18 protein-coding genes and 1 pseudogene are annotated in these 25,140 nt (G+C 74.1%); 7 read left to right on the top strand and 12 right to left on the bottom strand.

Going from position 1 to position 25,140, the window contains the following annotated elements:
* Positions 1–116 precede the first annotated feature (116 nt).
* Both ADK86_RS21360 and ADK86_RS21355 read right to left on the bottom strand, forming a co-directional pair.
* Positions 117–1,463: a hypothetical protein gene (locus ADK86_RS21360; RefSeq protein WP_053698018.1), complete on the bottom strand. Its 1,347-nt coding sequence runs from the start codon at positions 1,461–1,463 to the stop codon at positions 117–119.
* 133 nt (positions 1,464–1,596) lie between these two features.
* Positions 1,597–2,562, bottom strand: a complete 966-nt coding sequence (locus tag ADK86_RS21355) for a hypothetical protein (protein WP_053698017.1) — start codon at positions 2,560–2,562, stop codon at positions 1,597–1,599.
* 748 nt (positions 2,563–3,310) lie between these two features.
* Here ADK86_RS21355 and ADK86_RS21350 point away from each other — a divergent pair.
* The 3 genes from ADK86_RS21350 to ADK86_RS21340 are packed head-to-tail and all read left to right on the top strand — an operon-like array spanning position 3,311 to position 4,647.
* Positions 3,311–3,745, top strand: a complete 435-nt coding sequence (locus tag ADK86_RS21350) for a hypothetical protein (RefSeq protein WP_053698016.1) — start codon at positions 3,311–3,313, stop codon at positions 3,743–3,745.
* The gene (locus tag ADK86_RS21345) at positions 3,745–4,392 is read left to right on the top strand and encodes a DUF6338 family protein (RefSeq protein WP_053698015.1); all 648 of its coding nucleotides are present in this window, start codon (positions 3,745–3,747) and stop codon (positions 4,390–4,392) included. Before ADK86_RS21350 ends, ADK86_RS21345 begins: the two co-directional genes overlap by 1 nt.
* 51 nt (positions 4,393–4,443) lie before the next feature.
* The gene (locus ADK86_RS21340; RefSeq protein WP_053698014.1) at positions 4,444–4,647 is read left to right on the top strand and encodes a hypothetical protein; all 204 of its coding nucleotides are present in this window, start codon (positions 4,444–4,446) and stop codon (positions 4,645–4,647) included.
* A 15-nt stretch (positions 4,648–4,662) separates the two neighbouring features.
* Here ADK86_RS21340 and ADK86_RS21335 read toward each other — a convergent pair whose 3' ends face one another.
* The 8 genes and pseudogenes from ADK86_RS21335 to ADK86_RS21300 all read right to left on the bottom strand — a co-directional run bounded on the left by ADK86_RS21335 (position 4,663) and on the right by ADK86_RS21300 (position 17,449).
* Entirely contained in the window at positions 4,663–7,533 is a 2,871-nt protein-coding gene (locus ADK86_RS21335) for a CHAT domain-containing protein (RefSeq protein ID WP_159393906.1), read from the bottom strand.
* Positions 7,534–7,540: 7 nt separating this feature from the next.
* Positions 7,541–8,305 carry a hypothetical protein gene (locus ADK86_RS21330; protein WP_159393905.1) on the bottom strand — a complete coding sequence of 255 codons (765 nt, stop codon included), beginning with the start codon at positions 8,303–8,305 and terminating at the stop codon, positions 7,541–7,543.
* 58 nt (positions 8,306–8,363) lie between these two features.
* Positions 8,364–9,062: a hypothetical protein gene (locus ADK86_RS42440; protein WP_053698011.1), complete on the bottom strand. Its 699-nt coding sequence runs from the start codon at positions 9,060–9,062 to the stop codon at positions 8,364–8,366.
* Between the two features lie 201 nt (positions 9,063–9,263).
* A pseudogene (locus ADK86_RS21320) lies at positions 9,264–10,283 on the bottom strand (RNA polymerase sigma factor); the annotation flags it as partial.
* Between the two features lie 150 nt (positions 10,284–10,433).
* Positions 10,434–12,803 (bottom strand): penicillin acylase family protein, encoded by a 2,370-nt coding sequence (locus ADK86_RS21315; protein WP_053698009.1) that lies wholly within the window; start codon positions 12,801–12,803, stop codon positions 10,434–10,436.
* 39 nt (positions 12,804–12,842) lie between these two features.
* The gene (locus ADK86_RS21310) at positions 12,843–13,679 is read right to left on the bottom strand and encodes an SDR family NAD(P)-dependent oxidoreductase (RefSeq protein WP_199834445.1); all 837 of its coding nucleotides are present in this window, start codon (positions 13,677–13,679) and stop codon (positions 12,843–12,845) included.
* Between the two features lie 158 nt (positions 13,680–13,837).
* A complete protein-coding gene (locus ADK86_RS21305) occupies positions 13,838–15,115 on the bottom strand; it encodes a M20 family metallopeptidase (RefSeq protein WP_199834444.1) in 1,278 nt (425 codons plus the stop codon).
* Positions 15,116–15,241: 126 nt separating this feature from the next.
* Entirely contained in the window at positions 15,242–17,449 is a 2,208-nt protein-coding gene (locus tag ADK86_RS21300; protein WP_053698008.1) for an ArnT family glycosyltransferase, read from the bottom strand.
* A 784-nt stretch (positions 17,450–18,233) separates the two neighbouring features.
* Here ADK86_RS21300 and ADK86_RS21295 point away from each other — a divergent pair.
* A complete protein-coding gene (locus ADK86_RS21295) occupies positions 18,234–18,731 on the top strand; it encodes a glutathione peroxidase (protein WP_053698007.1) in 498 nt (165 codons plus the stop codon).
* A 53-nt stretch (positions 18,732–18,784) separates the two neighbouring features.
* Here the strand turns inward: ADK86_RS21295 and ADK86_RS40160 are convergent, their stop codons facing one another.
* Positions 18,785–19,288 (bottom strand): STAS domain-containing protein, encoded by a 504-nt coding sequence (locus ADK86_RS40160; RefSeq protein ID WP_063789048.1) that lies wholly within the window; start codon positions 19,286–19,288, stop codon positions 18,785–18,787.
* A gap of 687 nt (positions 19,289–19,975) precedes the next feature.
* On the opposite strand from ADK86_RS40160, the gene ADK86_RS21285 reads away from it, so the two are divergent.
* A complete protein-coding gene (locus ADK86_RS21285) occupies positions 19,976–21,658 on the top strand; it encodes a GAF domain-containing protein (protein WP_053698006.1) in 1,683 nt (560 codons plus the stop codon).
* 17 nt (positions 21,659–21,675) lie between these two features.
* Here the strand turns inward: ADK86_RS21285 and ADK86_RS21280 are convergent, their stop codons facing one another.
* On the bottom strand, positions 21,676–22,962 hold the full coding sequence (locus ADK86_RS21280) for an SLC13 family permease (RefSeq protein WP_053698005.1): 1,287 nt from the start codon (positions 22,960–22,962) through the stop codon (positions 21,676–21,678).
* 119 nt (positions 22,963–23,081) lie between these two features.
* Between ADK86_RS21280 and ADK86_RS21275 the strand changes: the two genes are divergently transcribed.
* Entirely contained in the window at positions 23,082–23,630 is a 549-nt protein-coding gene (locus ADK86_RS21275) for a GNAT family N-acetyltransferase (RefSeq protein WP_053698004.1), read from the top strand.
* Between the two features lie 138 nt (positions 23,631–23,768).
* On the top strand, positions 23,769–25,124 hold the full coding sequence (locus tag ADK86_RS21270) for an NAD(P)/FAD-dependent oxidoreductase (protein ID WP_053698003.1): 1,356 nt from the start codon (positions 23,769–23,771) through the stop codon (positions 25,122–25,124).
* Positions 25,125–25,140: the final 16 nt, after the last annotated feature.

The raw sequence follows: 25,140 nt of genomic DNA, 5'->3' as shown, positions 1-25,140 counted from the left end.
CGGTCGCTCGCGGGTGCACCGGACGGTGCGGGCACTGTGCGTCCCGCACCGAACGGTACGGCCAACGGCCCCGGGGGGAAACGCCCTTGCCCGGCGAGCCGCCGGCCCCTCCCGGCTCAGCCGGTGTATTCGAGCGTGACCGGTGCCGTGTTGTTGTCCTGGTTCGGGTCGGTCTTCGGCCCGGAGAGGGCGTGCACCGATCCCCTGGCACCCTCGACCCGCCTGTCGATGCGGACGCGCACCCAGGTGCCGCCGACCTCGTACCCGTGGCACTCGGCCGGGCCGCTCCCGGACGCGCCCGGCTCGCAGTAGACCATGTCGCTCGTGTGCTCGCCGCGCGGCACGGTGACGAGGCTGACGCCTTCGGGCAGGGTCACCGTCATCTCGGGATCGGCGAAGTTCCTCGGATACGGCACCTGGGCGTCGACGGTTTCGCCCACCTTGCCCTTGATGGTGAAGCCGACCGCCTGGAGGTCGTTGATTCCCGTCGTGTCGAAGTCCAGGACACTCGTGGCCGCGTCGGCGTGCGAGTACATCGACGGGGCGAAGTCGCTGCCGCCGCCGTCGACGGGGCGCAGGCCGATCGGCGCTCCGGTGCCGCGCGGGGCCGAGGCGGGCAGCAGCCGGTGCCCGCCGGACGTCTCGTGGGCGCGGAGCACGGTGTAGGAGACACGGCCGTGCATCGCCGTCGCGTCGGCCAGTGCCGTGAACGGGGCGTCCGTCTCGTACGCCGCACCGGGCGGAAGCGGTCCGGGGAAGTCGCACTGCGCCCTGGTGGGCGCCACGGCCTTGTCGTACCGGCAGTTGCTGTGGACGCGCCGCAGCGTCGCCTCGGAAGCCTCGACGAGCACGGTCACCCCGTCGTCGATGCCGGTGTCCCCCCTGTTCCCGAAGGCGGGTGTCAGCTCCATCCCGGAGCCCGGCCGGACGCCGGTCCTCTTGGGGACCTGACGGGCCGTGATGACGGGCGCGCCGATGACGACCTGGGTGGCGTGCCGGACGGTGGGCGTGGTGGGGCTGGTCACGGTCACCGTGACGGCTCCGGCCGGCCCCGGGGCGGCCCCCGGCTGCGGCACCAGGGTGAACGGGGTGAAGACCGCGCCCGGTTCGACGTCCACCGTGCAGGTCATGACCTGGCCCGTCATGCCGCACTTGTTGCCCTTGTCCACCCAGATGGGGCGCGCCTTGCCCTGGAGGACGGACAGGTCGATTCGGACCTTGACGTTCTTGACGACCGGGTGCGGCTCCCGGGCCTTCAAGGTGATCTCGTACTTCCCCGGCGTGTCGTCCCGGACCGGTGAGTCGGCCCGGGGGATGTAGTACGTGTTCCGCATGCCGCTGAGCGTCAGCGCCGGCCCCGTGGCGGGTGCTCCGCCGGCGACGGCGACCACCGGCGCCTTGCCGGCGACCGTCACCGCCACGGCCAGCGTCACCAGCACCACGGCCGCCGTGGCGCCCACCACGCGCTGCGACCGTGTCCCCGTTGTCGATCCGTTCATACGAGGCCAGACCAGTACAGGCACCCGATGGTTGCACGCAAAACGAATATTCGGCGCGGCCGGGCCGGTGCGCCGGGAGCGTGCCGCCCCCTCAGCCTCAGGGCTCGTCGTCCCCCTCCCGGGGCTGGGTGCCCGGCATGATCTGGATCAGGATCGAGTCGTCGTCCTCGATGACGAAGGTGGGGTCGGTACGGTGCCGCCAGCCGACGGGCAGGACGTAATAGCGGCGGTCGCGCTCCAGGATCAGGCGCAGTCCGGTGTAGCGGTACCGGTAGTGCATGCCCGGCAGCGTCTCGGCCGTCAGCCCGGGACCGGTGAGGCTGAGGCGTTCGGTGCTCAGGACCACGACGGCGGGGCGGCGCACCAGGTGGGCGGCGGCCGCGCGGGCGTCCTGCCTGCCGAGCTGGCCCGCGACGAGGGCGATGGCCCACACCAGGAACAGCCCGGCCGCGGCGGCCGGGAGGCCCCTGCGCCACAGCCCGCGTGCGGGGCGGGCCGGGTTCGCCGCGCCGCTCTGGCTCAGGACGAGGCCGGCGGCCACGAGCAGGGGCGCTGCCCAGCCGTACGGCTGAATGTGCTGCCACAGCAGCATGAGGCCGACGCCGGCCACCACGAACAGCGCGTACTGCCGGGCGACGGCCCGCCCGGCGCGGCGTACCCGGAGCGTGACACGGCTGGGGATGCGAAGCGCCACGAGGAGTTCCGGCAGGCGCGGTCCCAGGGCCAGGAGGGCCAGGCAGACGAGGACGGGCAGGGTCACCAGCCGCAGACTCCAGATGATCATCTGCGGGAAGCCGAAGCCGAGGACGGACGCACGGACGTGGAAGTACCCGAAGTAGGCGCTGCTGTGCATGACGCCCGCGTAGAACATCAGGCCCCCGACCAGCGACCCGGCGCCGAGGACGGTGTTGACGAACTCGAACCGCTGGTCGGGCTGCGGTGGCGTGCCGGAACCGGGGCCGGGGCCGGAGGCGCCCGGCGGCGGGGCGGCCCGGCGCATCCGCCGACGGCGCCGGGCGCGGGCGACGGCCGGATCGCCCGGTACGGCCGGCGGGGCGCCCATCGCCGGTCAGGGGGTGCCGGAGGCGGCTGGGGTGGGGCCGGGACGGGTGGTGTCCGGCTGCGGGGACCGTTCGTGCTGCCCGGGCTGCTGCTGAGTGCGCTCGGGCCGCCCGGAGTCCCGGGAACTGTCACGCTCGTCGGACGACGGGCTGGGTGAGTTGTCGGGCGACGGCGAAGTCCGCGTCGGGCACTCGGCCGCCTCGCCTGAAGGCCACGTACAGTAGGACGAGGGCGTATTCCCTGGCGCGGTTGGTGTGATCCCGGGGCCAGTCTTCTCAGGTTCCCCGGTATCCGAAGGAGGCTGCGACACCGGCTTCACCGGATCTCCACCCTGGCTGTACGAGGCCGGGTTGCCGCTACCTCCACCGCCGTTCCCGTCGCCGTGATCGCCGCCGCCCGACCCGTCCGACGCGGGAGCCCCGCCCCCTTGTGACCCGGCGGGCGACGCCGTGCCGGTCGGCGCGCCACCGGGCCCCGTAATACCACCACCGGGCTGCCCGCACGCCGTGACACCGGCGAGCACCGCCAGGGCCATCGCCGCGGTGAAACGACCGGCTTTCGCTGCTGCGGACCTCATGTCGGACCCCCGTCCCCCGCGAGCCGCTGCTGTGAGGCTAGCAGCGGCCCGGCGGCCGGTCACCGGGCCGGGACCACCACCGGCACACCGGCCCGAACAGCGGCTCGCCAAGGGCCGGTTGACCTAACCTGAGCACCGGCGGGGCCGCTTGCCGTGGAAGGGACGGGGCAGCGTGAACGGGTATCTCGTGACGGGGGATCTGCTGATGGGCGCCGCCCTGTTCGGTACGGCGCGGCGCGGCCGGCCGCTCGCGGGGCGCCGTCGCGGCGTGCGGACTGCCGCTCTGGTCGCCTTCGGCGGCGTGCTGCTGGGCGCGGGGCGGGACCCGGCCGTGATGGTGTGCGCGGTGTCGGCGCTGGGCGCGGCGGCCGTGCTGCTCGCGGACATGACGACGGTGCGCCGATCGGTCCTGGCCGTCGCCTGGTCCGTCGCCGCCGGGGCGCTGACGGCCCTGAACCTCGGGCAGGAGCAGAGCGGTTCGTGGGTGGCGGAGCGCAAGCCATGGGTGACGGTCTCCGCGCTCGCGGTCCTGGGAGGGCTCGCCGCCGCGGCGGTCGCCACCGCCCGGCTGGCACGGGACCCCGATGTCGGGCCCGGGGGTGTGTGATGTCCACCGCGCCCTCGACGGTGCTCCAGGTGGCGCTGCTGGTGCTCTTCGTGCTGCCCGGGGTCACCTACCAGTTCCTGCGCGAGTACTGGCGCGGCCCGGTCCCGGGCGAGCGGAAGCTCGGCGAGCGCGTCCTGCGGGCGGTCGCCGCCTCCGTGGTACTCGACGCCCTGTACCTGATCGTCCTCGGCCCCCACCTGGTCGCCCTGGCGCGGGGCGTCGGGCAGGACGGCTGGTCCCGTCTGGCCGCCGGGCCCAGGGCCGCCGGGCTGGCCGGGCTGGCGCTGTTCGTGGTGATTCCGGCGGCGGCCGCCGCGGCCGTGACCTACTGGCAGCGGCGGCGGTTGAGCACCGTGCGCTATCGGGGCACGCCCACGGCGTGGGACCAGATGTTCCGGCAGCGCGGCTCGTGCTTCGTCCGGCTCCGGCTGCGCGACGGGGTGTGGATCGGCGGCTGGTACGGCACCCGCTCGTACGCCACCTCCTATCCGCACCCGCCGGAGCTGTACCTGGAGTCGGCCTGGCTGATGCGCCCGGACGGCAGCTTCCACCGCCGGGTCGAGAACAGCGGCGGCCTGTTCGTACGGGCCGAGGACACCGACGTACTGGAGATCCTGCTGCCGCCCCGGCAGGAGCCACAGGGGTGAGGCGACCGCACCATGACGACCGCCATGAGTCCCGGACCGGAAGGAGCGCCGATGGAGACCGATGACAGGGAACTGACCCCGTGGGAGCGGGAGTTGCAGCAGGAGGACGCCTCCCAGGGGCGCGGGCACACGCCGGACGACGGGGTGGCGGAGCCCTCCGTCGCACCCGCCGACCCCGCGAGCGCCTCGTCCCGCCCCGCGCGCGAGCCGCTGCCCGTATCGGCGGAAGCCCAGGAGACGCCGGACGAGGAGTGACGCGGGGGCAGGCGGTCAGGGGCCGACGTGCACCAGCGCCGCCCACACGCCGGGCAGGCTCGGGAACATCTCGTGGCGGGCCCGGCGGGTGACCGCGTGGACGGCGGCGGCCACGCCCTCGCCCGCCGTCAGGTGCTCTTCGAGGGCCTGGTACATCTCCTGGGCGAGTACGTACGCCGCGCGGTCGGGCAGCTGCCACAGCGTGGAGATCACGTGCGGGAATCCGGCGAGCTGGAAGGCGGAGGCCAGGTGGATCGCCTCGTCCCGGTAGCGGGGCCCGGCCACCGCGGTCTCGCAGGCCGACAGGTACGCCAGCCGGGAGCCGCGCAGGTCGAGGGCGGAGATGTCGGCCACGGTCAGCGGTGTACTGGCGTGGTCGTGCAGCAGCAGCCGGCTGCGTGAGGGCGTTTTCGGGTCGGGGACGGCGTGGCAGGCGAAATGCGCCCAGGCGTGCCGCGGCAGTTCTTCCAGCACGCGTTCCCGGACCGCTGCCTTATCCGCCAGCAGGGTGGTGGCGCCGGGCGCGCGGGCGCGGACGAACTCCGCCTCGCGCGCGGCGCTGGACAGGGGGCGCGCGCCCGGCGGTGCGGGCACGGCGACCACGAGCCGACTGTCCTGGTCGGTACGGGGGCCGGGGCGGGCACGGGCGGCCATCAGGGCGTGTGCCGTGGGTGTGTACGACGAGACGGCCCGGTCGACCAGGGCGGGACCGCCCTCGCGGTGGTGCCCGGCGGCGTGCAGCGGGAGCGCGGCCAGCGGCCCGGTCGGCACCCACCACACATGCGGGAGCGGTCCCTCCGCCGCCTGTCGCGGCAGGGCCGCGTCGAGCGCGGGGCCGACCAGTGTGTCCCACATCCAGCCCAGTACGCGGTAGGCCGGGTCCTGCGCCCCGACATCGGCGACGACCCCGGGGGCGAAGCAGCCGTGCAGCACCCGGGCCTGTTCCTCGACCTCCTCGGGGGTGGTGTGGAGCGGCACCGAGCGGATGCCGTCGGAGGTGACGGCGATCGCGTCGGAGCGCCGGTCGGTGACGTTGAGGTAGATCAGCGGGCCCCGCGCGCTCTGGGCGCGCAGCCGGGCGGCGGTGGGCGGGCGCGCGAAGTCCTCGAAACCGGGCTGCTCGTGGATGCGCTCCAGCAACTGCTCCCAGCGCTCCTCCTGTTCGCGGCGGGCCTGCCGGAGCAGTTCAGGGGCGCGGACGGTGCTTTCCTGGACGCAGCTCGTGGGATGGTCGCCGTCCGTGCCCGGGGCCGGGGGCGGCGCCGTGAGCTGCCTGCGTACGTCCTCCAGTTCGTCGGCGAGCCGGGGGTGCACGGCGCGCAGCGCGCCGAGGTCGGTGCGCTGCGCGAGAGTCCGGGCGAGGAGCACGCCGCGGCCGTGTTCGAGCAGGACGGCGGCGCGGTCGGGCTCGCCGGCCGCCAGGGCGCTGGTGGCGGCCGCCCGTGCGATGCCCGGCCACCGCACGATCTGCTGTTCCTGGTCGGCGCGCTCCAGCTCGTGCGAGGCCAGGCGCGGCAGCAGTCCGATCACGTCCTCGAACGCCTCGACCGCTTCGGCGTGCAGCCCCTGCCCGGCGGCGATGTCGCTGAGCACGAGCCCGGCCCGTACCCGCGTCGGCACCTCGGCCGTGGGGTGCCGGGCCGCCGCACGCGCGGCCCGCAGCGCCCGCTCCAGCCGGTCGGCGGAGGGCTCGGCGCGGTGCAGGCCGTGGAGGACGAGGGCGTGGTTGAGGTGGTAGCGGGCGCCCTCGGGCGCGTCGTCGGCGACCCGCAGCAGGGCCTGCCGTGCGAAGGTCTCCGCCTCCTCCAAGGGCGGGTCGGCCCTCCTGATGCGGTACGTGCGGTGCGCGCCTTCCGGCCGGGCGCCGGGCTCGTCCGTACCGGCCGTGGGCAGGTCGTGGGTGGCGCGGAGCGCGACGGACAAGTGGTGGAGGCACGAGGGGTACAGGGGGTCGGCCGGGGCCAGGTGCTCCAGGGTGCGGCGCCCCTGGGCCACGGCCTCGGCGAGGTCGTACGCGTTTCCGGCGGTGCGGCCGCGCACGGTGAGCAGGTAGCAGAGGCGGATCTCGTCGGCCGTACGGGTGTAGCCGCGCTCGGCCGCCGAGCCGATACCGCGCCGCATCCGGGCCAGGGCGGCGTCGAGGTCGCGTGCGTCGCCGCTGTGTTCGTACGAGCTGAGCAGGACCACGCTGAGGCGGGAACTGCACAGCGGAAAGTACAGGTGCCGGTCGTGGAGGAGGGCCAGCGCGGACCTTCCGCAGGCACGGGCCTGTACGAGGTCCGTGGAGGCGCCGGTGTGCTCGTGGCGCAGGCGCAGTGCCGTGCTGAGCTCGGTCAGCAGCAGCGCGCGGTGCGCCTTCGGGCCGCGCAGCGAGCGCCCGCCGCGGGCCACCCGGACGGCGTCGTCGAGGTCGGTGCGGTTGCGGAGACGTTCGTAGCGGATACGCAGTGCCTTCACCAGGTCGGCGTGGTGGCGCAGGTGGGGCCCGCTGCCCACGGTGTCGCGGACGGCCAGGCGAAAGGCATCGACGGCGGCGTCCAGGGTTGCGGTGCTGTCCCGTTTGAAGTACAGGCGCAGGTTCGCGGCGCCTTCGGCGGCGTGCTGCGGTCCATCGTCACCGCCCTCCCGGCCGCGGCGGCTCCACTGGTGGCCCCGGTACAGGCCCGCCGCGCCGGCCAGGAGCATCGCCGCGGCCCCCAGCGGCTCGTACCAGGGCGGCAGGTCGCCCTCCGGCACGCCGAACTCGGCGGCCACCCAGGTCAGCAAGCCGCAGCCGAGCCCGAGGATGCGGTAGCGCTCCAGAAAGGGGAAGCGCCAGTTGGCACCGCCGAACACCCCCATGAGCAGCGCACCGAGGGCGCCGAGGGCCTGCCCCCACTGAGACACCGCCACCTCACCCCACCACCGGCGCGGCCACTCCGAACAGCCGAGCCAGATCCGCCAACTCCCGCTGAGCGCGCGCGAGTTCCGCACGGTGCCCAGGCAGCCCGGCCGCCAAGGCGACGTGCAGACGCACCCCTTCCTCGCCGAGTCGCAGCGCCTCAGCCTGCGGCCCCAGACCCGCGCAGCCGGGCAGCACGGCACGGCGAAAGCGCCGCCGGTCCCGATACCCGGCCCGGAAACCGCCGTCCGCGTCCTCGGTGATGCACCACGGTGCGCCGGTGGCGCCGCGGGCGGGTGGCCGCTCGGCGATCACCGAGGCGAGCAGCAGGCGGACGTCGGCCGCGGCCGCGATCCGTTCGGCGGGCGGCACGTCCCCGGTGCCGTCGGGGTCGAAGCGCTCCAGGGCCGGGCTGTCCAGGGCCGCGCCAACCCGGCCGGGCTCGCCCCGTACGGGGTCGGCGAGGTGGGCGGCGGCCAGGGCGGTCCGGGCGTGCACCGCCACGTAGTGGGTGGCGCCCGAGGCGGAGACCTTCGGTACCGACTCGCGGCACAGGACGGACAGGGCGTGGCAGGTGGCGCTCAGCTCGTCCCGTACCTCCTCGCGGGGCCGGGGACCGGCCCGGAGCATGCAGGCGTACATCTGCAGGTGGTTGACGGCCCGGTGATAGGCGACGCCGGTGCGCCGGGGCGGGGCGCCGCTGCTCGCCGTGGTCCGCGCCTGCCGCCAGGTGGCGAGCGCCGTCTGCAAGGGCCCGCGCATATGGTGTTTGCTCACTCCGGCCTCCGCTTCCGCCGGCCCGGTCCCGCGCTTCGCTCGCGCACCCGGCCCCCTGTCAGCCGATGCCCCGTTCGGGACGCGGCCCCGGATCGTAGTGCGGGGCGACCCGGCGCAGCTCGGCGAAGAAGGCGTCGGCCTCCTCCCGCAGGCGGCGGCGTTCGCGGAGTTCCCCCAGGCCGGCGCAGCTGGGCAGCACGGCCTGCATGTAGCGCTTCTTGTCCTGCCAGTAGCCGACGCGGCCCCGGCCCGTCCCGTCACCGCTGCCGATGGGCCAGACGCCCATGGCGCTGGGGCGGGTGGCGGCCTCGTCGCCGAGCAGGGAGGCCAGCAGATCGCGTGCGTCCGCGGCGCCGGCGATGCGCATCTCGGCGGTGAGCACCTGGTCGTGGTGGCCCAGGGTCAGCGCGTACAGCGTCCGGTCACGGCCGTCGCGCACCTCCCGCTCGACCGAGGCGACCTGGCCGCACGTCGGGTCGGCGAGGTGGGAGGCGGCCAGGGCCATGCGGGCGTTCTGCAGGGCGCTGTGCCGGTTCCGTGGGGCGCACAGCCGGGCCGTCTCTCTGCCGAGCGCCCCGAACGCGTAGTAGGCGGGCGCCAGTTGGCCGGTCCGGGACAGTTTCACGTACGACAGGAAGCCGCCCAGGCCGCGTGTGTAGCTCCGGGCGGCCAGGAGCGGCCGGCCCTCGTCCTCGTAACGCCGCCCCTGCTCCCAGAACCGCAACGCGGACTGGACGAACCGTTCGGCACCGGGCATGGCCGCATCCCCCGATTCCCGCCCTCACGCCCGCCGGGCACCCGGCCGGGTGGACGCCCCGTCAGCGCTGACGGGCCGGGCGTACGCATCGAGTCTAGGGACCACGCGACGCGGGGAGGCCGGAACGGCAACCGCCCGTCCGCCCGTGCGCCGACGCTCCGGGGGCGCACGCCCCCGTCGCCGGGCCGGGAGAGCCTTCGCCTAGTCCAGGTAATCCCGCAGCAACTGCGACCGCGACGGATGCCGCAGCTTCGACATCGTCTTGTTCTCGATCTGGCGGATGCGCTCCCGGGTGACGCCGTAGACCTTGCCGATCTCGTCGAGCGTCTTGGGCTGGCCGTCCTTGAGGCCGTAGCGCATGGAGACGACGCCGGCCTCGCGGTCGGCCAGGGTGTCCAGGATGGCGCGCAGCTGCTGCTGGAGGAACGAGAAGCCGACGGCCTCGGCGGGCACGACCGCTTCGGTGTCCTCGATGAGGTCGCCGAACTCGCTGTCGCCCTCGTCGCCCAGCGGGGTGTGCAGGGATATCGGCTCACGGCCGTATTTCTGGACCTCCATGACCTTTTCCGGGGTCATGTCGAGTTCCTTGGCCAGTTCTTCCGGGGTGGGTTCGCGGCCGGTGTCCTGGAGCAGCTGGCGCTGAATCCGGGCCACCTTGTTGATGATCTCCACCATGTGGACCGGAATGCGGATCGTACGGGCCTGGTCGGCCATCGCGCGGGTGATGGCCTGGCGAATCCACCAGGTGGCGTACGTGGAGAATTTGAAGCCCTTCACGTAGTCGAACTTCTCGACGGCGCGGATGAGCCCGAGATTGCCCTCCTGGATGAGGTCCAGGAAGAGCATGCCGCGTCCCGTGTAGCGCTTGGCGAGCGAGACGACGAGCCGCAGGTTGGCCTCGACGAGGTGTTCCTTGGCGCGGGCGCCGTCCGCGACCAGGATCTCCAGCTCGCGGCGGAGCCGGCCGGCGGGCTCGCCGGTGTCCAGTTTCTCCTGGGCGAACAGACCGGCCTCGACGCGCTTGGCCAGCTCCACCTCCTGCTCGGCGTTGAGCAGCGGGACCTTGCCGATCAGTTTGAGGTAGTCCTTGACCGGGTCGGCGGAGGCCCCGGCGCCGGCGACCTGCTGCGCCGGCGCGTCCCCCTCGTCACCGTGGGACAGGGTGAATCCGCCGGCCGCCTCGATCGCCGTACCGTCGGCGGGTACGTCTTCCGGGGCCGGGGATCCGGTTATTTCCTGCGGTCGCGTGATGGCCGAGGTGAGTGACACGAGGAACCTCTCGATACACATAGGCAAGGTGCACGGCGGGCACCTCTTTATTCATCGCGCACTTACCCGTGGTTTGTTACACGGTAATTCCCGTGATCTGAATCACGCTTTTCCGGGCGGCGGTCCCCCGGCGGGCCGCAGGGTGATCACGCGGGTGGTGTGGCGGTCGACCGCCGCGCGGCCGTACAGCAGCGGAAAGGCGCGGTCCGCCGCCCAGTCCGCGAACAGGTCGCGGTAGTGCGGGCTGTCCGGCACACCGGACTGGCCGGGCGCGTTCATGGCCACCGAGGCGTCCCAGTCGCCGACGTCGATCACCAGCCGGAAGGTCGCCCCGCCGGCCTGCCGGAAGTCCGTGCCGTACGAGGTCGCGTTGACCGTGTCGCCGCTGCCGCCGCGCGGCGCGGGCCCGGCCCGGGTCCAGTCCGGGGCCCGCTCGCCCAGCCACCCGGCGAGCGGGTGCCGTGGTTCCGCCTGGTGCAGCGCTCCCCAGGTCCAGCGGGCGCGGTCCGGTCCCAGCAGCCGCCCGAGTTCGGCGAGCGCGCCGGGGAGGGTGGCGAGGACGGCCGTACGCAGGGCGCGGTCCGGGTCGGGGCCGAGCCGGTCGCCGGGCGCGAGCAGCAGGCCGAGATCGATCCGCGGGTCGGTGGTGGCGGCTTCGCCGGCGGGCAGGACGCGTGCCAGGGCCGCGGCGCGCCGGTCCGGGGGCAGCAGGCGGGCCAGGGCCCGTTCCAGTACGGCCGGGCGCAGGTACCGCCGGTACCAGACCTCGAAGAGCGCGGCGGGTACGGAGTCGGGCGCCAGCCGCGCGTCCCAGGCGCGCAGCCGGTCCAGCGCCCACGCCACGGCCGGGTCGTCGCTGGTCAGACCGGTCAGCAGCGGCAGGATGCGGCGGGCGGCCGGGCTGGTGCAGTCGGTCTGGAGGCGGACGCAGTCCGCGACGGTCCAGCCGGTGCGGGCGTCCAGTTCCTCGGCGATGCGGTCGTGGCGGGCAGGCGCGTACCAGTCGTACGTGATCGTCCGGCGGGCGTTCGGGTAGCCGGGCGGGAGGTTCATCTCGTTGGCCGTGGCGAACCAGCCCCGGCCGGGGTCGCGTACGGAGGGCAGCGTGTCCGCGGGGTGGAATCCGGCCCACTCGTAGCGGCCGTCGCCGGGCACGGGCAGGGTGCCGTCCCAGTTCGGCCGGGCGGGGACGCGGCCGGCGGGCTGCCAGCCGGTGGTGCCGTCGGGGGCGGCGTAGACCTGGTTCTCGCCGGGCGCGCCCCAGCGGCGCAGCGCGGCCACGAAGGCGTCGGGGCCTTCCGCCGTCATGTACTCCGTACTGCCCAGGTACGGGGCCATACCCGGGCCGAGCCAGGCCGCCCGTACGGCGAACGCCGTGCCGCGCTCCGGGTCCTCGTGGATCACCGGCCCGTGCCGGGTGAACCACAGCTCGACGGTGACCGGCCGCCCGTCGCGCACCGGCACCGTCTCGGTGACCCGGGTCATGGGCTCCCAGCGGCCGTCGTAGCGGTACTCGCGGGGCGCGTCCGGGTTGATGCGGTAGACGTACAGGTCCTCCTGGTCGATGGGGAAGATGGTCAGCCCGAACGCGATACGGCCGTTGTGGCCGATGGAGATGCCGGGCAGCGCGGGCTCCCCCGCGCCGATGGCGTCGATGCCGGGGGCCGACAGGTGGGCGAGGTAGCGCAGCGCGGGCAGGGTGACGGCGCGGTGCGGATCGTTGGCCAGCAGGGGCCGGCCGGTGGCGGTACGGGACGGGGCGATCACCCAGTTGTTGCTGCCGTCCGGGCCCTGGCGCGGGCCGCCGTCCTCCCACGGCGGAGTGGTGGCCAGCCGGTAGACCCGCAGCACGTCGTCGGGGATGACGGACAGGTCCAGACCCTCCGGTACGCGCAGGGTGTGCGCAGGTTCCCGCGCCCGGCGCAGCTCCTCGACCGCGGGGCCGTGGTCGCGCAGCGTCAGCGCGCGGGCGACCTCCTGCTCCAGGTTGTAGTAGAGGCCGTGGCTGCGGATACGGGCCACGTCGGCGGGCTCCCAGTAGGCGGGCCGGTGGCCGAGCAGCGCGAACTCGGGTGGCAGGTGGGCCGGGTCGGCGCGGCAGAGCGCTACGTATGCATTGACGCCACGCACGAAAGCGCTGGTGATGCGCTCCGTACGCGGCCCGTAGGCGGCCCATTCGGCGGCCATGTCACCGCGGTACAGGAAGAGCCGGGCCGCCCGGTCGTGTTCGAGGCAGCTCTCGCCGAATACCTCGGAGAGCAGGCCGAGGCCGCGGCGCCGCCACAGGTCGATCTGGAAGAGGCGGTCCCGGGCGGCGTTGAATCCCTGGGCGAGGAACAGGTCGTCCTGGGAGGCGGCGTACAGGTGCGGTACGCCCCAGCGGTCGACGCGGATCTCGACGGGGGCGGCCAGGCCGGGGACGTCGTAGGTGGTGTGGCCGGGGGTGGTGCTGTGGTCGCTGTGCGGCGGCATGGGGCTCCGTGGGGGTGCGTTCGTACCGTACGGCCGTCCTCAGAGCGTCGGCTCGAACCGGCCGTCCACCGCCGTCCAGCCGCCGTCGACCGTCAGCACGCTCCCGGTGACGAAGGTCGACGCGTCCGATACGAGGTAGACCGCGGCGCCCGCGATCTCGTCGGCGCGGGCCCAGCGGCGCAGCGCGGACGCCTGGGCGTACGCGTCGTACCACTGCGGATCGGCGGCGATCTGGTCGGTGAGCGGGGTGCGGACCACACCGGGCGCCACCGCGTTGAACCGGACGCCGCGCGGCCCCCACTCCGCCGCTGCCGTCCGCAGGAACTGCACCAGCCCGGCCTTCGAGGCGGCGTACGCGCTCTGCCCCGGCTCGACCTGGAAGGCGCGCATGGAGGCGAGGCCGACCACGCTGCCCCGGCCGCGCTCGGCCATGGCCGGGGCGACGGCCCGTACGAGCGTGAAGGCGGCCCGCAGGTTGAGGGCCAGGACCCGGTCGAACTCCGCGGCGGTGTAATCAGTGATCCGCTTGCGCACATTGACGCCGGCGGTGACGACCAGCCCGTCCAGTGCTCCCCACCGGTCCGCCGCGGCCCGTACCGCGTCCTCGTCCAGCACGTCGAGGGGACAGGCGGTCGCGGTACCGGTGCGGCTGCCGGGGGCGGGCGGCTCCGCGGCAGCGGCCTCCGCAGCCGCCGCGGCCCCTGCCGCATCCAGGTCGGCAACGATCACCTCGGCACCATGCGCGGCCAGAGCACACACCACCTCCCGGCCGATGCCCCCGGCGCCGCCCACCACCGTGACGCGCCGCCCGTCCAGGCGGAACAGCTTCGCGTACTCCACCGCCCGGCCGACTGCGTACTCCGACGCGTGCTCCATCGCCTGCTCCTTCACCCGATGCGTCCGGCTTTCCGTGCCCCGCAGTCCGCTTCCCGCGCCACATCACCGCGGCAGCCCGGGATCTCGTTGATCACCACACCGCCGACGCCGAGAGCGCCCGGAACGCGGCGTCCGGACCGCGTGTGAAGACGGGAGGGTCATGTGACGGTGCCCTCGCGGCAGGTGCCGCTCCCGGCGAGGAAGTGCCGGGCCGCCGCGGCGTACACCCGGGCGTACTCGCCGATCTCGCGCACCTCGACGTATTCGTCCTTCTGGTGGGCGATCCATTTGCCGCCCGGCCCGTAGACGACGGTCGCCAGGCCCGCGTCGCGGGTCAGTATCGTGCCGTCGGTCGTGCCGGGGACCGCGCCGAAGGGCGGGTCGCTGCCGTGCACCAGGCGGTGAGCGGCCACCAGCGCCCTGACGACCGGGTGGTCCGCGTCGGTCTCGATGGCGGGCCGGTCGTCCACGACGGTCAGTCCGACGGTGACGCCCACGCTTGCCGCGGCGTCCTCGGCCGCCTGCCGCAGATGCTCGATCATCTCGGCGTGGTCGGTGCCGGGTACCGTCCGCACGTCGACGCCGACCACCGCGTGGGCGGGGATGACATTGAGCTGGTCGGGGTCGCCGCCGTGCAGCACCGTCGGGGTGACGGTCACCGTCCCGGCGTGCGGATGGGTGCCGTACCGGCGTACGGCCCACTCCTCGGCCCCGGCGAGCGCGGCGACGACACGCGCGCCGGCGACGAGCGGGTTGCGGCCCTCCTGGGGCATCGCGCCGTGCGCCATCACCCCGTGCAGCGCGAACCGGAGGCGGATGCCGCCGCGGGCCGAGGTGCACACCTCGTAGCCCTCCGGCTCGCAGACGATGACGCCGTCCACCGCGGCGGCCGCCGGTGAGGCGGCGAACGCCTTGGCGCCGAGCATCAGGCCCTCCTCGTCGCACAGCACGCCGACGACGATCCGGCCGGGGAAGGGACCGGCCTGCTGGAGCGCCCGTACCCCGTAGATCATGGCCGCCACGCCGGACTTCATGTCGGCGGCGCCCCGGCCCCACAGCCTGCCGTCGCGGATCTGCGCGCCGTACGGGTCGACGGACCAGGCCGCCGGGTCGCCCTCGGTGACCACGTCCGTGTGCCCCTCGAACATCAGGGTGCGGCCCGGCCCGCCGCCGCCCTCGACGACCGCGACGACGTTGGGGCGGCCGGGCGCCACCTCGGTCACCTCGTGCGGCCAGCCGAACGCGGTGAAGAGCCGGGAGACGAGGTCGGCGGCGGGCTGTTCGACGGCGGTGGCGCCGGTGGCGTTGACCGTCCGCAGCCGGACCAGGTCCTGCGCCAAGGCGACCGCGGCCGGTTCGTCCACGTCCGGTACGCCGTCGGTCCGGGCGGCCCCGGCTCCCGGGTCCGACGGCACGATGCTCGGGCTGCTGTGCACGGCACCCTCCCACGTCCTCGCGTCCGCAACCGCGGGATCGGTCCGGCCGGACGGTCCTCCGTACTGTGCTGGCAGCTCGCGCACGGGTCAAGAGGGGCACGGCGGGGCAAGCGGGGCGAATCCCGGTCAGCTCCGCACGTCCTCGGGAGCGCAGCGGTGGAGACTCTGGCCCGCGCCGCCTCCGGCCTGCGGCTGCCGGGTTCCGGTGTGCGGCTGTCCCCCTCCGGCCTGCGGCTGTCCGGTCCCGGCCGGTGCTCCGGCCCCGTTCGCCTGCCCCGCACCGGCCCCCGTCCGCCCGCCGTACGCCGCCGGATCGACCTTCTCGCACGCCGACCGCACCCACCGGCTGATCCGCGCCGTCTCCGAGGTGCCCGCGGTGCTGCGGTTGCCGACGAGTGCAAAGCGCAGCTTCCCGGACGCGACCAGCCGCTGGTACTCCTCCAGGGTGACCGGCTCGGTCCCGGCCGCGAATCCGCCGAGCGGCAGGACGGCGGCGCCGCCGAGGCGGATGTACGGCTCGGCGGAGAGCAGCGCGGCGGAGAAGGTGTATTCGGCGGTGCCCTTGCGCCGCTCCACATAGTCGAGGATTTTGCGCTGGGCGTCCGTCAGGTGCGCGGGGGTGCCGATGGTCACGTCCTGCGGGCCCGCGGAGGCCGAGTGGGCCGAGCCGGTGTACCGGGGGTCCAGTACGGACAGCGACCAGGTGGCGGGGGCGGCCGCCATCGTGAGGCAGCCCGCGATCAGTCCGGCGGTTCCGGTACGGCGGAGGCGGTTGCGCCCCCTGGCAGCTGACGGGGAGTCAGCGGGGCTCGGTCCGTCCTTCTCGCGGCGGGAGCGGACGGCTCCGTACGCCAGCAGGCCGAGCGCGGCGAGCGCAGCAACGACGATCAGGGGAATCAGCCACGGCACCCAGCCGGCGTGGACGGAGACGAGGTGGACCGCCCAGGCTGCCTGTACGGCTACGGTCACGGGCAGCGCCCAAGTCCGTAGCCCTCCGGCCCCGCTCACGGTCCCCTTCCGGTAGGCGCGCCACAGCGTGACGACCCCGGCGGCGGACAGCGCGGCGAGGCCGGGCGCCAGGGCGGACATGTAGGTGGCGTGCGGGACGTTGATGGCACTCATGACCGTGGCCGCCGTCAGCAGCCAGCCGCCCCACAGGAGATAGCCGCCGCGCACCGGGTCCGTACGGCGCTGTTTGCGGCGGGTGGCGAAGCCGAGGACGAGTGCGCACAGCGCGAGCGGGAAGAGCCAGCCGATCTGCTGCGCGAGCGGCGCACGGAAGAGCTTGAGCCAGCCGCTGATGGGGGCGCCCACCGCCAGTTGCGATCCGTCGCCGCCGGTCGGCGACTGACCGGACGGCTTGGCGCCGCCCTGGGCACCGGCCTGGACGCCGCCCTGGGCTCCCCCGCCCCGCGCCGCACCGCCCTGGCCCTTGGCCGCGCCCGTCTGCACGCTGTTGGCGGCGTCCATGCTCCAGCCCCCGCTGAGCCGGTCGAAGCCGTTGTAGCCGAACACCATCGACAGGGCGCTGTTGTTCCGTGAGCCGTCCACGTACGGCCGCGAGTTCTGCGGCACGACGGTCATCAGCAGCACCCAGGAGAGCGAGACGGCGCACAGCACGGCGCCCGCGGTCAGCAGGTGGCCCAGCCGCTTGCGCAGCGCCGCCGGGGAGACCACGAAGTACGCGACGGCCAGGGCCGGGACGATGATCCACGCCTGCATCATCGCCGCCTGGAAGGCCAGCCCCACCCAGACCGCCGCCAGCAGCAACGGCCGCAGCCGGCCGCTGAGCATCGCCCGCGCGCACTGGTCCGCCGCCAGCACCAGGCACATGGTCAGCGGTGCCTCCAGCAGCGCGTGCCCGAACATCGACGCCGCCACCGGGGTGAGCGTCAGCACGCCGGCCGCGAGCAGCCCGGCCGCCGGGCCGCGCCAGCGGCGTACGGTGCGGTGGATGACCAGGACGGAGACGACGCCCTCGACGCACTGCGGGAGCGTGAGCGCCCAGTTGCTGTAGCCGAAGATCCGCGCGGACAGCGCCTGCGGCCACAGGAATCCGCCGACCTTGTCCAGGGTGACCGTGGAACCGGGGTCGAAGGATGTGAACAGGAACGCCTTCCAGCTCTCCGACATGCTGCGGACGGCGGCGGCGTAGTAGCCGGCGTAGTCGCTGGCGGTGATGTTCCAGGCGTACAGCAGGGCCGCGAGGGCGGCGATGCCCAGCAGCGCGGGCCGGTTCCAGCGCGGCCGCCCCGCGGGCGTGTGCCAGAACTGCCAGCGGGCGTGCGCCTGTTGGAGCGCGCGGGGCCGGTCCACGAAGGTGGTGGCGGACATGGAGTCTCTCCCGTGAACGGTGGGTGGTCGGGGCACCGCAGGGCGACGGTGGGTGCCCGGCGCGGGCGCGACCGGGCCGGGTGCCGCCGCGGACGGCACCTTCGGGGTCGGCGGCCACGCCGGAGCCGGTATTCGGGGGATCGGCGCTTCACCGGCGGCGACGGCGAGGGAACGGCGGGACTTCCCGCCGGGAAAAGGTGCGTACGTACATGGTTCCGATGCCGTCGCGAGCACGCCGTCCCACCGTGTCACGCGAAGATGAGAGAAACATGAAGTGGGGAAGCGGAATCGCGAATCCTGCTTCGTCCAGGGCTTTTCCGGTCAACCCCGCGGGGAGGAATACGGCAGCCGGCCCGACCAGGAATTCTCCCCGCGCAGGAACGCTTCCCCCGAAGCCCTGCCGCTCCGGGCCACCGGCCGCCACCTGCGCCTTCGTTCGCGCATCACCTTCCGGCCAGTACGGCCGGCTCCCCCACGCCCGCACGTCACCTGCCGCTGTCGGGCGACCGCGCCCCGGCCCCACCGGCGAAAGGCGGTACAAAGCATGGCCGATACCGGCCCCTCACAGCAGGAGAATAGCCCGCGCACAGAGATTTCACAGCCGAGATATTCCCCGTGTTCCGGAATAACCAGTTGGACAGGTCCGGGGCGGGACGGATCGCCACTGCGGACCGAGGGACCGGCGAGTGCGGAGGGCCGGGAAGAAGTCGCGCGCGGATGATGTTGTTCCGGTGAAGTCCGTCCACACGTCCGCACCCGCGGTCCCGTAACGAGGAGCCCGAACGTGAGCCTGTACGACATCCCCCTGCGCACCCTGAACGGCGAGCCCACCTCGCTGGCCGACCACCGGGGCAAGGCCCTCCTGGTGGTCAACGTGGCGTCCAAGTGCGGCCTGACACCGCAGTATTCGGGCCTGGAGCGGCTCCAGCAGCGCTACGCCGACCGCGGCTTCAGCGTCCTGGGCTTCCCCAGCAACCAGTTCGCGGGCCAGGAGCCGGGCAGCGCCGAGGAGATCAGCACGTTCTGCTCGACGACGTACGGGGTCAGCTTCCCGCTGTTCGAAAAGACGGACGTCAACGGCCCGGACCGGCACCCCCTGTACGAGGAACTCACCCGCACCGCCGACAGCGCGGGTGAGGCCGGGGACGTGCAGTGGAACTTCGAGAAGTTCCTCATCGGCGCCGACGGCGCGGTGGCGGGGCGGTTCCGGCCCCGGACCGAGCCGGAGGCGGCGGAGCTGACGGAGGCGATCGAGGCGGCGCTGCCGAAGCAGGGGGCGTAACCGGGGCGGCGGTGCCGGGCCGGGAGCGATCAGGGCCCGGCCCTGACGTCGCGTCAGGCGACGGCGCTGTCCGTGGGGGCGTCCGGAGCGGCCGGGCGCCCCGGGCCCTCGGTGTGCGGGCGGGTGCAGGGGCAGGCGTCGCCCGTCCGGGGGCCGGCGCCGGTCTCACCGGCGAGGCCGAACACCGGGTCGGAGCCCGGGTCGGAGCCCGGGTCGGAGCCCGCGTCGAAACAGAGGTCGAAGGCCGACAGCAGGCCCGTCAGCCGCAGCAGCCGCAGCACGCTCGGGCTCTCCGCGACTCCGGCCAGGCGCAGCCGGCCCGCCCTGGCCTCCGTACGCCGCCGGGTGCGGCACAGCATCGAGACGCCGCAGCAGTCGATGAACGTCACGTCCCGTACGTCGAGCACGAGATCGGGGTGGCGGGTGCCGGTGATCTCGTCGAGCCGCAGGCCCAGCGCGGTCGCCGCGAGAATGTCCACTTCCCCACCCAGTTCCACCACCGTGGTCGCGCCCACCACGCGCTCCCGGCTCGTGAAGCTCCATCCCTGGTCCACCATTGCCTGTCCCCACCTCCGTGCCCGGGCGCGTGGTGCCGTCGCACGCTGGCGGTGGAGACGTACGGAAGTTGGGGGACTCACCCGGTGCGGCCCGGGCGGCGACGACCACCGTCGGCGTTCGGCATCCCGCGCGGTGCCAGCCTCCGGCGGGGTCCGGGTCGTCGGCTGTGCCCTTACGTGTCTACGGCTTACCCGCTGGCACCGGCGTCAGTCCGGACGGCACATACGTAAAGAAGTTGTCTCAAACTCACGTCATGGGGGCGGATGGTGGACGTGTCACCCCCGGAGCACGCGCATGTGACGGCGGTCACGGCGCTCGGCATAGGACCGGTGCAGCGGTCATCGGGCGGGACAGTGGCGGACCCGGCGGCAGGTTGAGCCGGAACGAGACGTTCCCGGCCCCGCTCCGGCCCGGCGCCTCGGTCGAAAGACCGAGCAGTTTCCGGCCAGCGCTTATCCTTTTCCTACGCATTCCTTGGGTAGCGTCTGCGTGCCCGACCCCGCCAATCGGTCGCCGGTTCCTTCATTTGGACGAACTGGACTCAATTCCGCCGATCAGCCATCAGGGGCGCGTTACGGACGCACATCCGTTCCCCGTCCCGTACGGTGCCCGCCGCATACGGCCCGGGGACGGCGCGCGGTGCCGGGCGGAGCAGAGACGCGAGAGACAGGGCGAGAGCCGGACCGATGCCGCACCATCCGCACTGCCATGGCCCCGTCACGCCCGATGCGTCCGGCTCCCCGGACCCCGCCGAGGGGACCGCGCAGCGCCTGCGCGACCTTCCCGACAGCCTCCTGCCCCGGCTCCCGCAACTCCTCGAAGCCATGGTCACGGTCGGCGCCGACCTCGACCTGACGGGCGCGATGCGCCGCGTCGCGGACACCGCCGCGGCCCTGACCTCCGCCCGGTACGCCGCCGTCGGCCTGCTCGACGAGGACGGCGTCGCACTGTGCGACCTGATCGCCCACGGCGTCTCCCCCGAGGACGAACGCCGGATCGGCCGTCTCCCGGAGCGCAGCCGGATCATCGGCGCGCTGCTGCACGGCACCGAGGCGGTCCGCATCGCCGATGTCACCCGGGACCCGCGCGCCTGCGGGGCGCTGCCGCCCGGCCATCCGACGATACGTTCCTTCCTCGGCGTGCCCATCCGGGCACACGGCGAACGGTTCGGGACCCTCCACCTCGCGGACAAGCGGGACGGCGCGGAGTTCGACGCCGAGGACCTGCACCTGGTGCGGGTGCTGGCCACCGAGGCGGGCATCGCCATGAGCAACGCCCGGTTGTACGCGGCGGCCCGGCAGCGCCGCCGCTGGATCGACGGCGCCGCCTCCGTCACGACCGCGCTGCTGGCCGGGCCCACGCCCCGTACGGCACCCGAGGGCGCGCTCGCGGTCGTCGCCGAGCGCGGCCGGGAGCTGGCCGAGGCGGTGACGGGGGCGGTGCTGCTGCCGCATTCCGACGGCGGCATGGAGGTCGCGGCGCTCGCCACGCTCCTGCCGGACCCGGCCCGCGACGAGGCGTACCGGGGCGTGATCCCGCCGGAGAGCCCGGTCGTCCACCAGATACGCGCCGGACTGGCCGTCCACTCGGACGACTTCGCCGCCGACCCGCGTTCGGTCTCCCCGCTCGCCCGCCACTACGGTCCGGCCATGCTGCTGCCGCTGCGCAGCGAGACGGGGTCCCACCCGGCCGGAGGCTGGGGGAAGGTACTGGGCGCGCTCGCGCTGTGCCGGGCCCCCGGCGAGCGGCGCTTCACGTCGTCCGAACGGACCCTGGCAGCGCAGTTCGCCGGGCAGGCCGCGCTCGCGCTCGTCCTGGCGGGCGCGCAGCGCGACCGCGAACGGCTGGCCGTCTACGAGGACCGCGACCGCATCGCCCGCGACCTGCACGACCTCGTCATACAGCGCCTGTTCGCGACCGGGATGCTCCTGGAGGGCACCCGGCGCAGGACGGTGGTGCCGGAGGTGCGGGAGGGCCTGGGCCAGGCCGTGGACGAACTCGACGCGACGATCCAGGAGATACGCACCGCGATCATCGCTCTCCAGCAGGGCCCCGCCGACACACCGGCGGGGCTGCGCACCCGCGTCCTCCAGGAAACCGGTGCCGCGGCCCCTCGCCTGGGCGTCCGGCCGTCGGTCCGGTTCGTGGGCCCGGTGGACGCGCGGGTCGGCAAGGCGAGCGGCGACGCGCTGATCGAGGAGTTGCGGGCGGCGCTCACGGACGCGAGCGAGCGGAGCAGGACGTCGGCGCCGGGCCGTATCGACGTGGTGGTCGACGCGACGGCCGTCCTCGGTGACGGGCGGGCGGGGGTACGGCTGACCGTGGCGGAGGACGGTGTCGAGGCGGTGGGCTGGGAGGGGCCGCTGTAGGGCGGCGGCACCGGGTACTAGGTGCCGATGACCTGCAAAGCCCCCCACAGCGCCACTGTCGACAGGACCAGTCCCGCCGGTACGGTCAGCAGGCCGAGCCGGGTGAAGGTGCCCACGTCGGGGGCGTTGCCGCGATCATGGAGGGTGCGCCGCCACAGGAGCGTGGCCAGGGAGCCGACGTACGTCAGGTTCGGGCCGAGGTTCACGCCGATCAGCACCGCGAGCACGGGGCCGGCGCCGCCGTGCGCCGCGACCGGCAGCAGGGCCAGTACCGCGGGCAGGTTGTTGATGACGTTGGCGAGCAGCGCGGCGAACGCGGCCACGCCGAGGAGCGCGGGCAGCGAGGCGCCCGCGGGCAGCAGCCGGTCGACGGTATCGCCGAGGCCGTTGTCCACGACCGCCTGCACCACGATGCCCAGGGCCAGCACGAAGAGGCAGAAGTACGGTTTGGCCGCGCCCACGACGCCGGTCACGGTGGTCTCCCGGCGCGCGAGCGCGCGTACTCCGAGAACCAGCACGCCGGCCAGCGCCGCCCAGGCCGGGTTCAGCCCGGCGAACGAGGTGACCACGAATCCGGCGAGCGTGAGCGAGAGGATCACGAGCGCGAAGACGGGCAGCGGCGGAGGGTCCGGGGCTTCCCCGTCGCCGCCCGTACCCGTACGCGGCGCGCCTCCCCCGGCGTCCTGCCGCAGCTCAGCCCCGAAGAACCGCCGGAACACCACGTACTCGAAGACCACCGCCACGACCCACGGCAGCGCCATCAGGGCGGCGAAGCGCGTGAAGGACAGTCCGGCGGCGCCGAGCGCGAGCAGGTTGGTGAGGTTGGAGACGGGCAGCAGCAGCGAGGCGGAGTTCGCCAGGTGGGCGCAGGCGTACAGGTGGGGCCGGGCGCGTGCGCCGGCGTGCGCGGCGGTGGCCACGATCACCGGCGTCAGCAGCACCACCGTCGCGTCCAGGCTGAGCACCGCGGTGACCGCGGCGGCGAGCACGAAGACACCGGCCAGCAGCAGCCGCGGGCGCCCCGCGCAGCGCCGCGCCAGGGCCGCCCCGGCCGCTTCGAAGAGCCCTTCACGCGCGCACAGATGCGCCAGCACCAGTACGGCGGCCAGGAAGCCGACGACCGGCAGCAGCGTGTGCACCTGCTGCCAGGCGGCGGACGGTGACACCGCACCGGCCACTACGAGCAGGCCCGCCGCCGGTACGGCCACGACCGCCTCTGGGGCACCGCCCGGCCTCCGTACGGCGAAGACCAGGACGCAGACCAGCAGCAGGAGGGACAGGATCTCGGCGACGGCGGTGCTCACCCCCGCAAACTACAGGGGCCGGTCCGCGACCCGATATCGCCCCACTTAGGGTGGGTTCGTACCACCATGGGGCGCGCCTCGGAACCCGCCCCGCGCCCCCTCCGGAAGGAGCTCCGGCCATGACCACCCCGCCTCCGCACGGCCCCGGGATCACTCTGCACCCGCTGCGGCCCGAACACCTTCCGGCCGTGCTGGAGCTGGGTTCCCGCGTCTACGACACCGACGCCATGCCGTACACCGGCTGGTCGCTGACCGCCGTCGCCACCCACCTCGACGCGTCCGTGCCCGCCTGCCGGGTCGCCCTGGCCGGTGAGCGGCTCGCCGGGTTCGTGCTCGGCTCGATGACCTTCGAGCAGCGCGAGGACTGGGGGTACCTGGAGTGGATCGCGGTGGACCCGGAGTTCCAGGGGCGCGGCGTGGCCGGCCGGCTGGTCGAGGACTGCTGCGCGGCGCTGACCGCGGCGGGCGCCTCGTCCGTGGTCACCGACGTCGAGGTGAACAACACCGCGTCGGCCGCGCTGATGCGCCGCAACGGCTTCACCGAGGGCGTCACCGTCACCCTGTTCGTACGGCCGGGCACCGGCGCCGCCCCGCACCGCGGCGGCATCTCCCTGCCGCACTTCGCCCGCACCGGGCGCCCCCGGCCCACCCACCGGGACCACCGCTGACCCGGTAGGGCACCCTCCGGCACCCCGGTTTCTCACCCGGTCGCAGGAAGCACCCGGCGGGCGCGGTGGCGGGCCCCGCCGCCGCGTGTGAGCGTGGCCGGGAGCCGACACAGCTGCCGACAGAGGCGAGGACGCGTCATGGAACGACCCAGAGTCCTGATCGTGGGCGGCGGCTTCGCCGGAGTGGAGTGCGCGCGGGGCCTGGAGCACAGCCTGTCCGCGGAGACGGCCGAGATCGTGCTCGTCACGCCCAACAATTACGAGCTGTACCTGCCGCTGCTGCCGCACGTCGCCGCCGGCGTGGTCACCCCGCAGTCGATCGCCCCCTCCCTGCGGCGGATCCTGCGCCGGACACGCCTGGTGCCCGGCGGGGTGATCGGCATCGACACCGCGGCGAAGGTCTGCGTCGTCCGGCTGATCACGGGCGAGATCACGGACGTCCGCTACGACCGTCTGGTGCTGACCCCGGGCAGCATCACCCGCACCTTCGACATCCCCGGGCTGACGGAGTACGCGCGCGGCATGAAGACGCTGGCCGAGGCCGCGTACATCCGCGACCACGTCATCGCCCAGCTCGACATCGCCGCGGCCTCGACGGACCCGGAGGAGCGGGCGGCGCGGCTCCAGTTCGTCGTCGTGGGCGGCGGGTACGCGGGCACCGAGACGGTCGCCTACCTCCAGCGGCTGACCAGCGCCGCCGCGAAGCGCTACCCGCGCCTGGACCCGACCCAGATCAAGTGGCACCTCATCGACATCGCGCCGAAGCTGATGCCCGAACTGGGCGAACGGCTCGGCCAGAAGGCCCTGGAACTGATGCGGCGGCGCGGCACGGAGGTGTCGCTCGGCGTGTCGGTCGCCGAGGTCACCGAGGACACCGTGGAGTTCACGGACGGGCGGGTACTGCCGTGCCGGACGCTGATCTGGACCGCGGGCGTGGCGGCGTCCCCGCTCATCGGCACGCTCGGCGCGGAGACCGTACGGGGCCGGCTCGTCGTGGACGCGGACCTGACCGTACCGGGCATGCCGGACGTGCTGGCCTGCGGTGACGCGGCGGCCGTACCGGACCTGGAGAAGGGCGGTGGCGCGGTCTGCCCGCCCACCGCGCAGCACGCCTCGCGGCAGGGCAAGCACGCGGCCCGCAACATCGTCGCCGGGCTGCGCGGGGCGCCGCGCACGCCGTACCGGCACAAGGACCTCGGCCTGGTCGTGGACCTCGGCGGCATCGACGCGGTGTCCAAGCCGCTGGGGTACGAGCTGACCGGGCTGCCCGCCCAGGTGGCGGCGCGCGGCTACCACCTGCTGGCACTGCGCACCGGCGTCGCCAGGTTCCGCACCGTCGCGAACTGGCTGATCAACGCCACCGCCGGGGACGACTTCGTACGGACCGGCTTCCAGGCGGAGAAGCCCGCGACGCTGCGGGACTTCGAGCGGACCGACGTGTACCTGTCGCAGGAGGACGTACGGGAGCGGCAGGCGGCGCACGGGGCGGGGTGAGCGCGGGGGCGTACGC

It is taken from the genome of Streptomyces sp. NRRL F-5755, from assembly GCF_001279365.1.
Taxonomy (GTDB): Bacteria; Actinomycetota; Actinomycetes; order Streptomycetales; family Streptomycetaceae; genus Streptomyces; species Streptomyces rimosus.
This window is presented reverse-complemented; position numbering and strand designations above follow the sequence as displayed.

Excerpts from the sequence above, each read along its gene's own strand:
- ADK86_RS21355 (WP_053698017.1), bottom strand. The coding sequence starts at position 2,562 with ATGGGCGCCCCGCCGGCCGTACCGGGCGATCCGGCCGTCGCCCGCGCC.
- ADK86_RS21345 (WP_053698015.1), top strand. The coding sequence starts at position 3,745 with ATGTCCACCGCGCCCTCGACGGTGCTCCAGGTGGCGCTGCTGGTGCTC.
- ADK86_RS21340 (WP_053698014.1), top strand. The coding sequence starts at position 4,444 with ATGGAGACCGATGACAGGGAACTGACCCCGTGGGAGCGGGAGTTGCAG.
- ADK86_RS42440 (WP_053698011.1), bottom strand. The coding sequence starts at position 9,062 with ATGCCCGGTGCCGAACGGTTCGTCCAGTCCGCGTTGCGGTTCTGGGAG.
- ADK86_RS21315 (WP_053698009.1), bottom strand. The coding sequence starts at position 12,803 with ATGCCGCCGCACAGCGACCACAGCACCACCCCCGGCCACACCACCTAC.
- ADK86_RS21310 (WP_199834445.1), bottom strand. The coding sequence starts at position 13,679 with ATGGAGCACGCGTCGGAGTACGCAGTCGGCCGGGCGGTGGAGTACGCG.
- ADK86_RS21300 (WP_053698008.1), bottom strand. The coding sequence starts at position 17,449 with ATGTCCGCCACCACCTTCGTGGACCGGCCCCGCGCGCTCCAACAGGCG.
- ADK86_RS40160 (WP_063789048.1), bottom strand. The coding sequence starts at position 19,288 with ATGGTGGACCAGGGATGGAGCTTCACGAGCCGGGAGCGCGTGGTGGGC.
- ADK86_RS21285 (WP_053698006.1), top strand. The coding sequence starts at position 19,976 with ATGCCGCACCATCCGCACTGCCATGGCCCCGTCACGCCCGATGCGTCC.
- ADK86_RS21275 (WP_053698004.1), top strand. The coding sequence starts at position 23,082 with ATGACCACCCCGCCTCCGCACGGCCCCGGGATCACTCTGCACCCGCTG.
- ADK86_RS21270 (WP_053698003.1), top strand. The coding sequence starts at position 23,769 with ATGGAACGACCCAGAGTCCTGATCGTGGGCGGCGGCTTCGCCGGAGTG.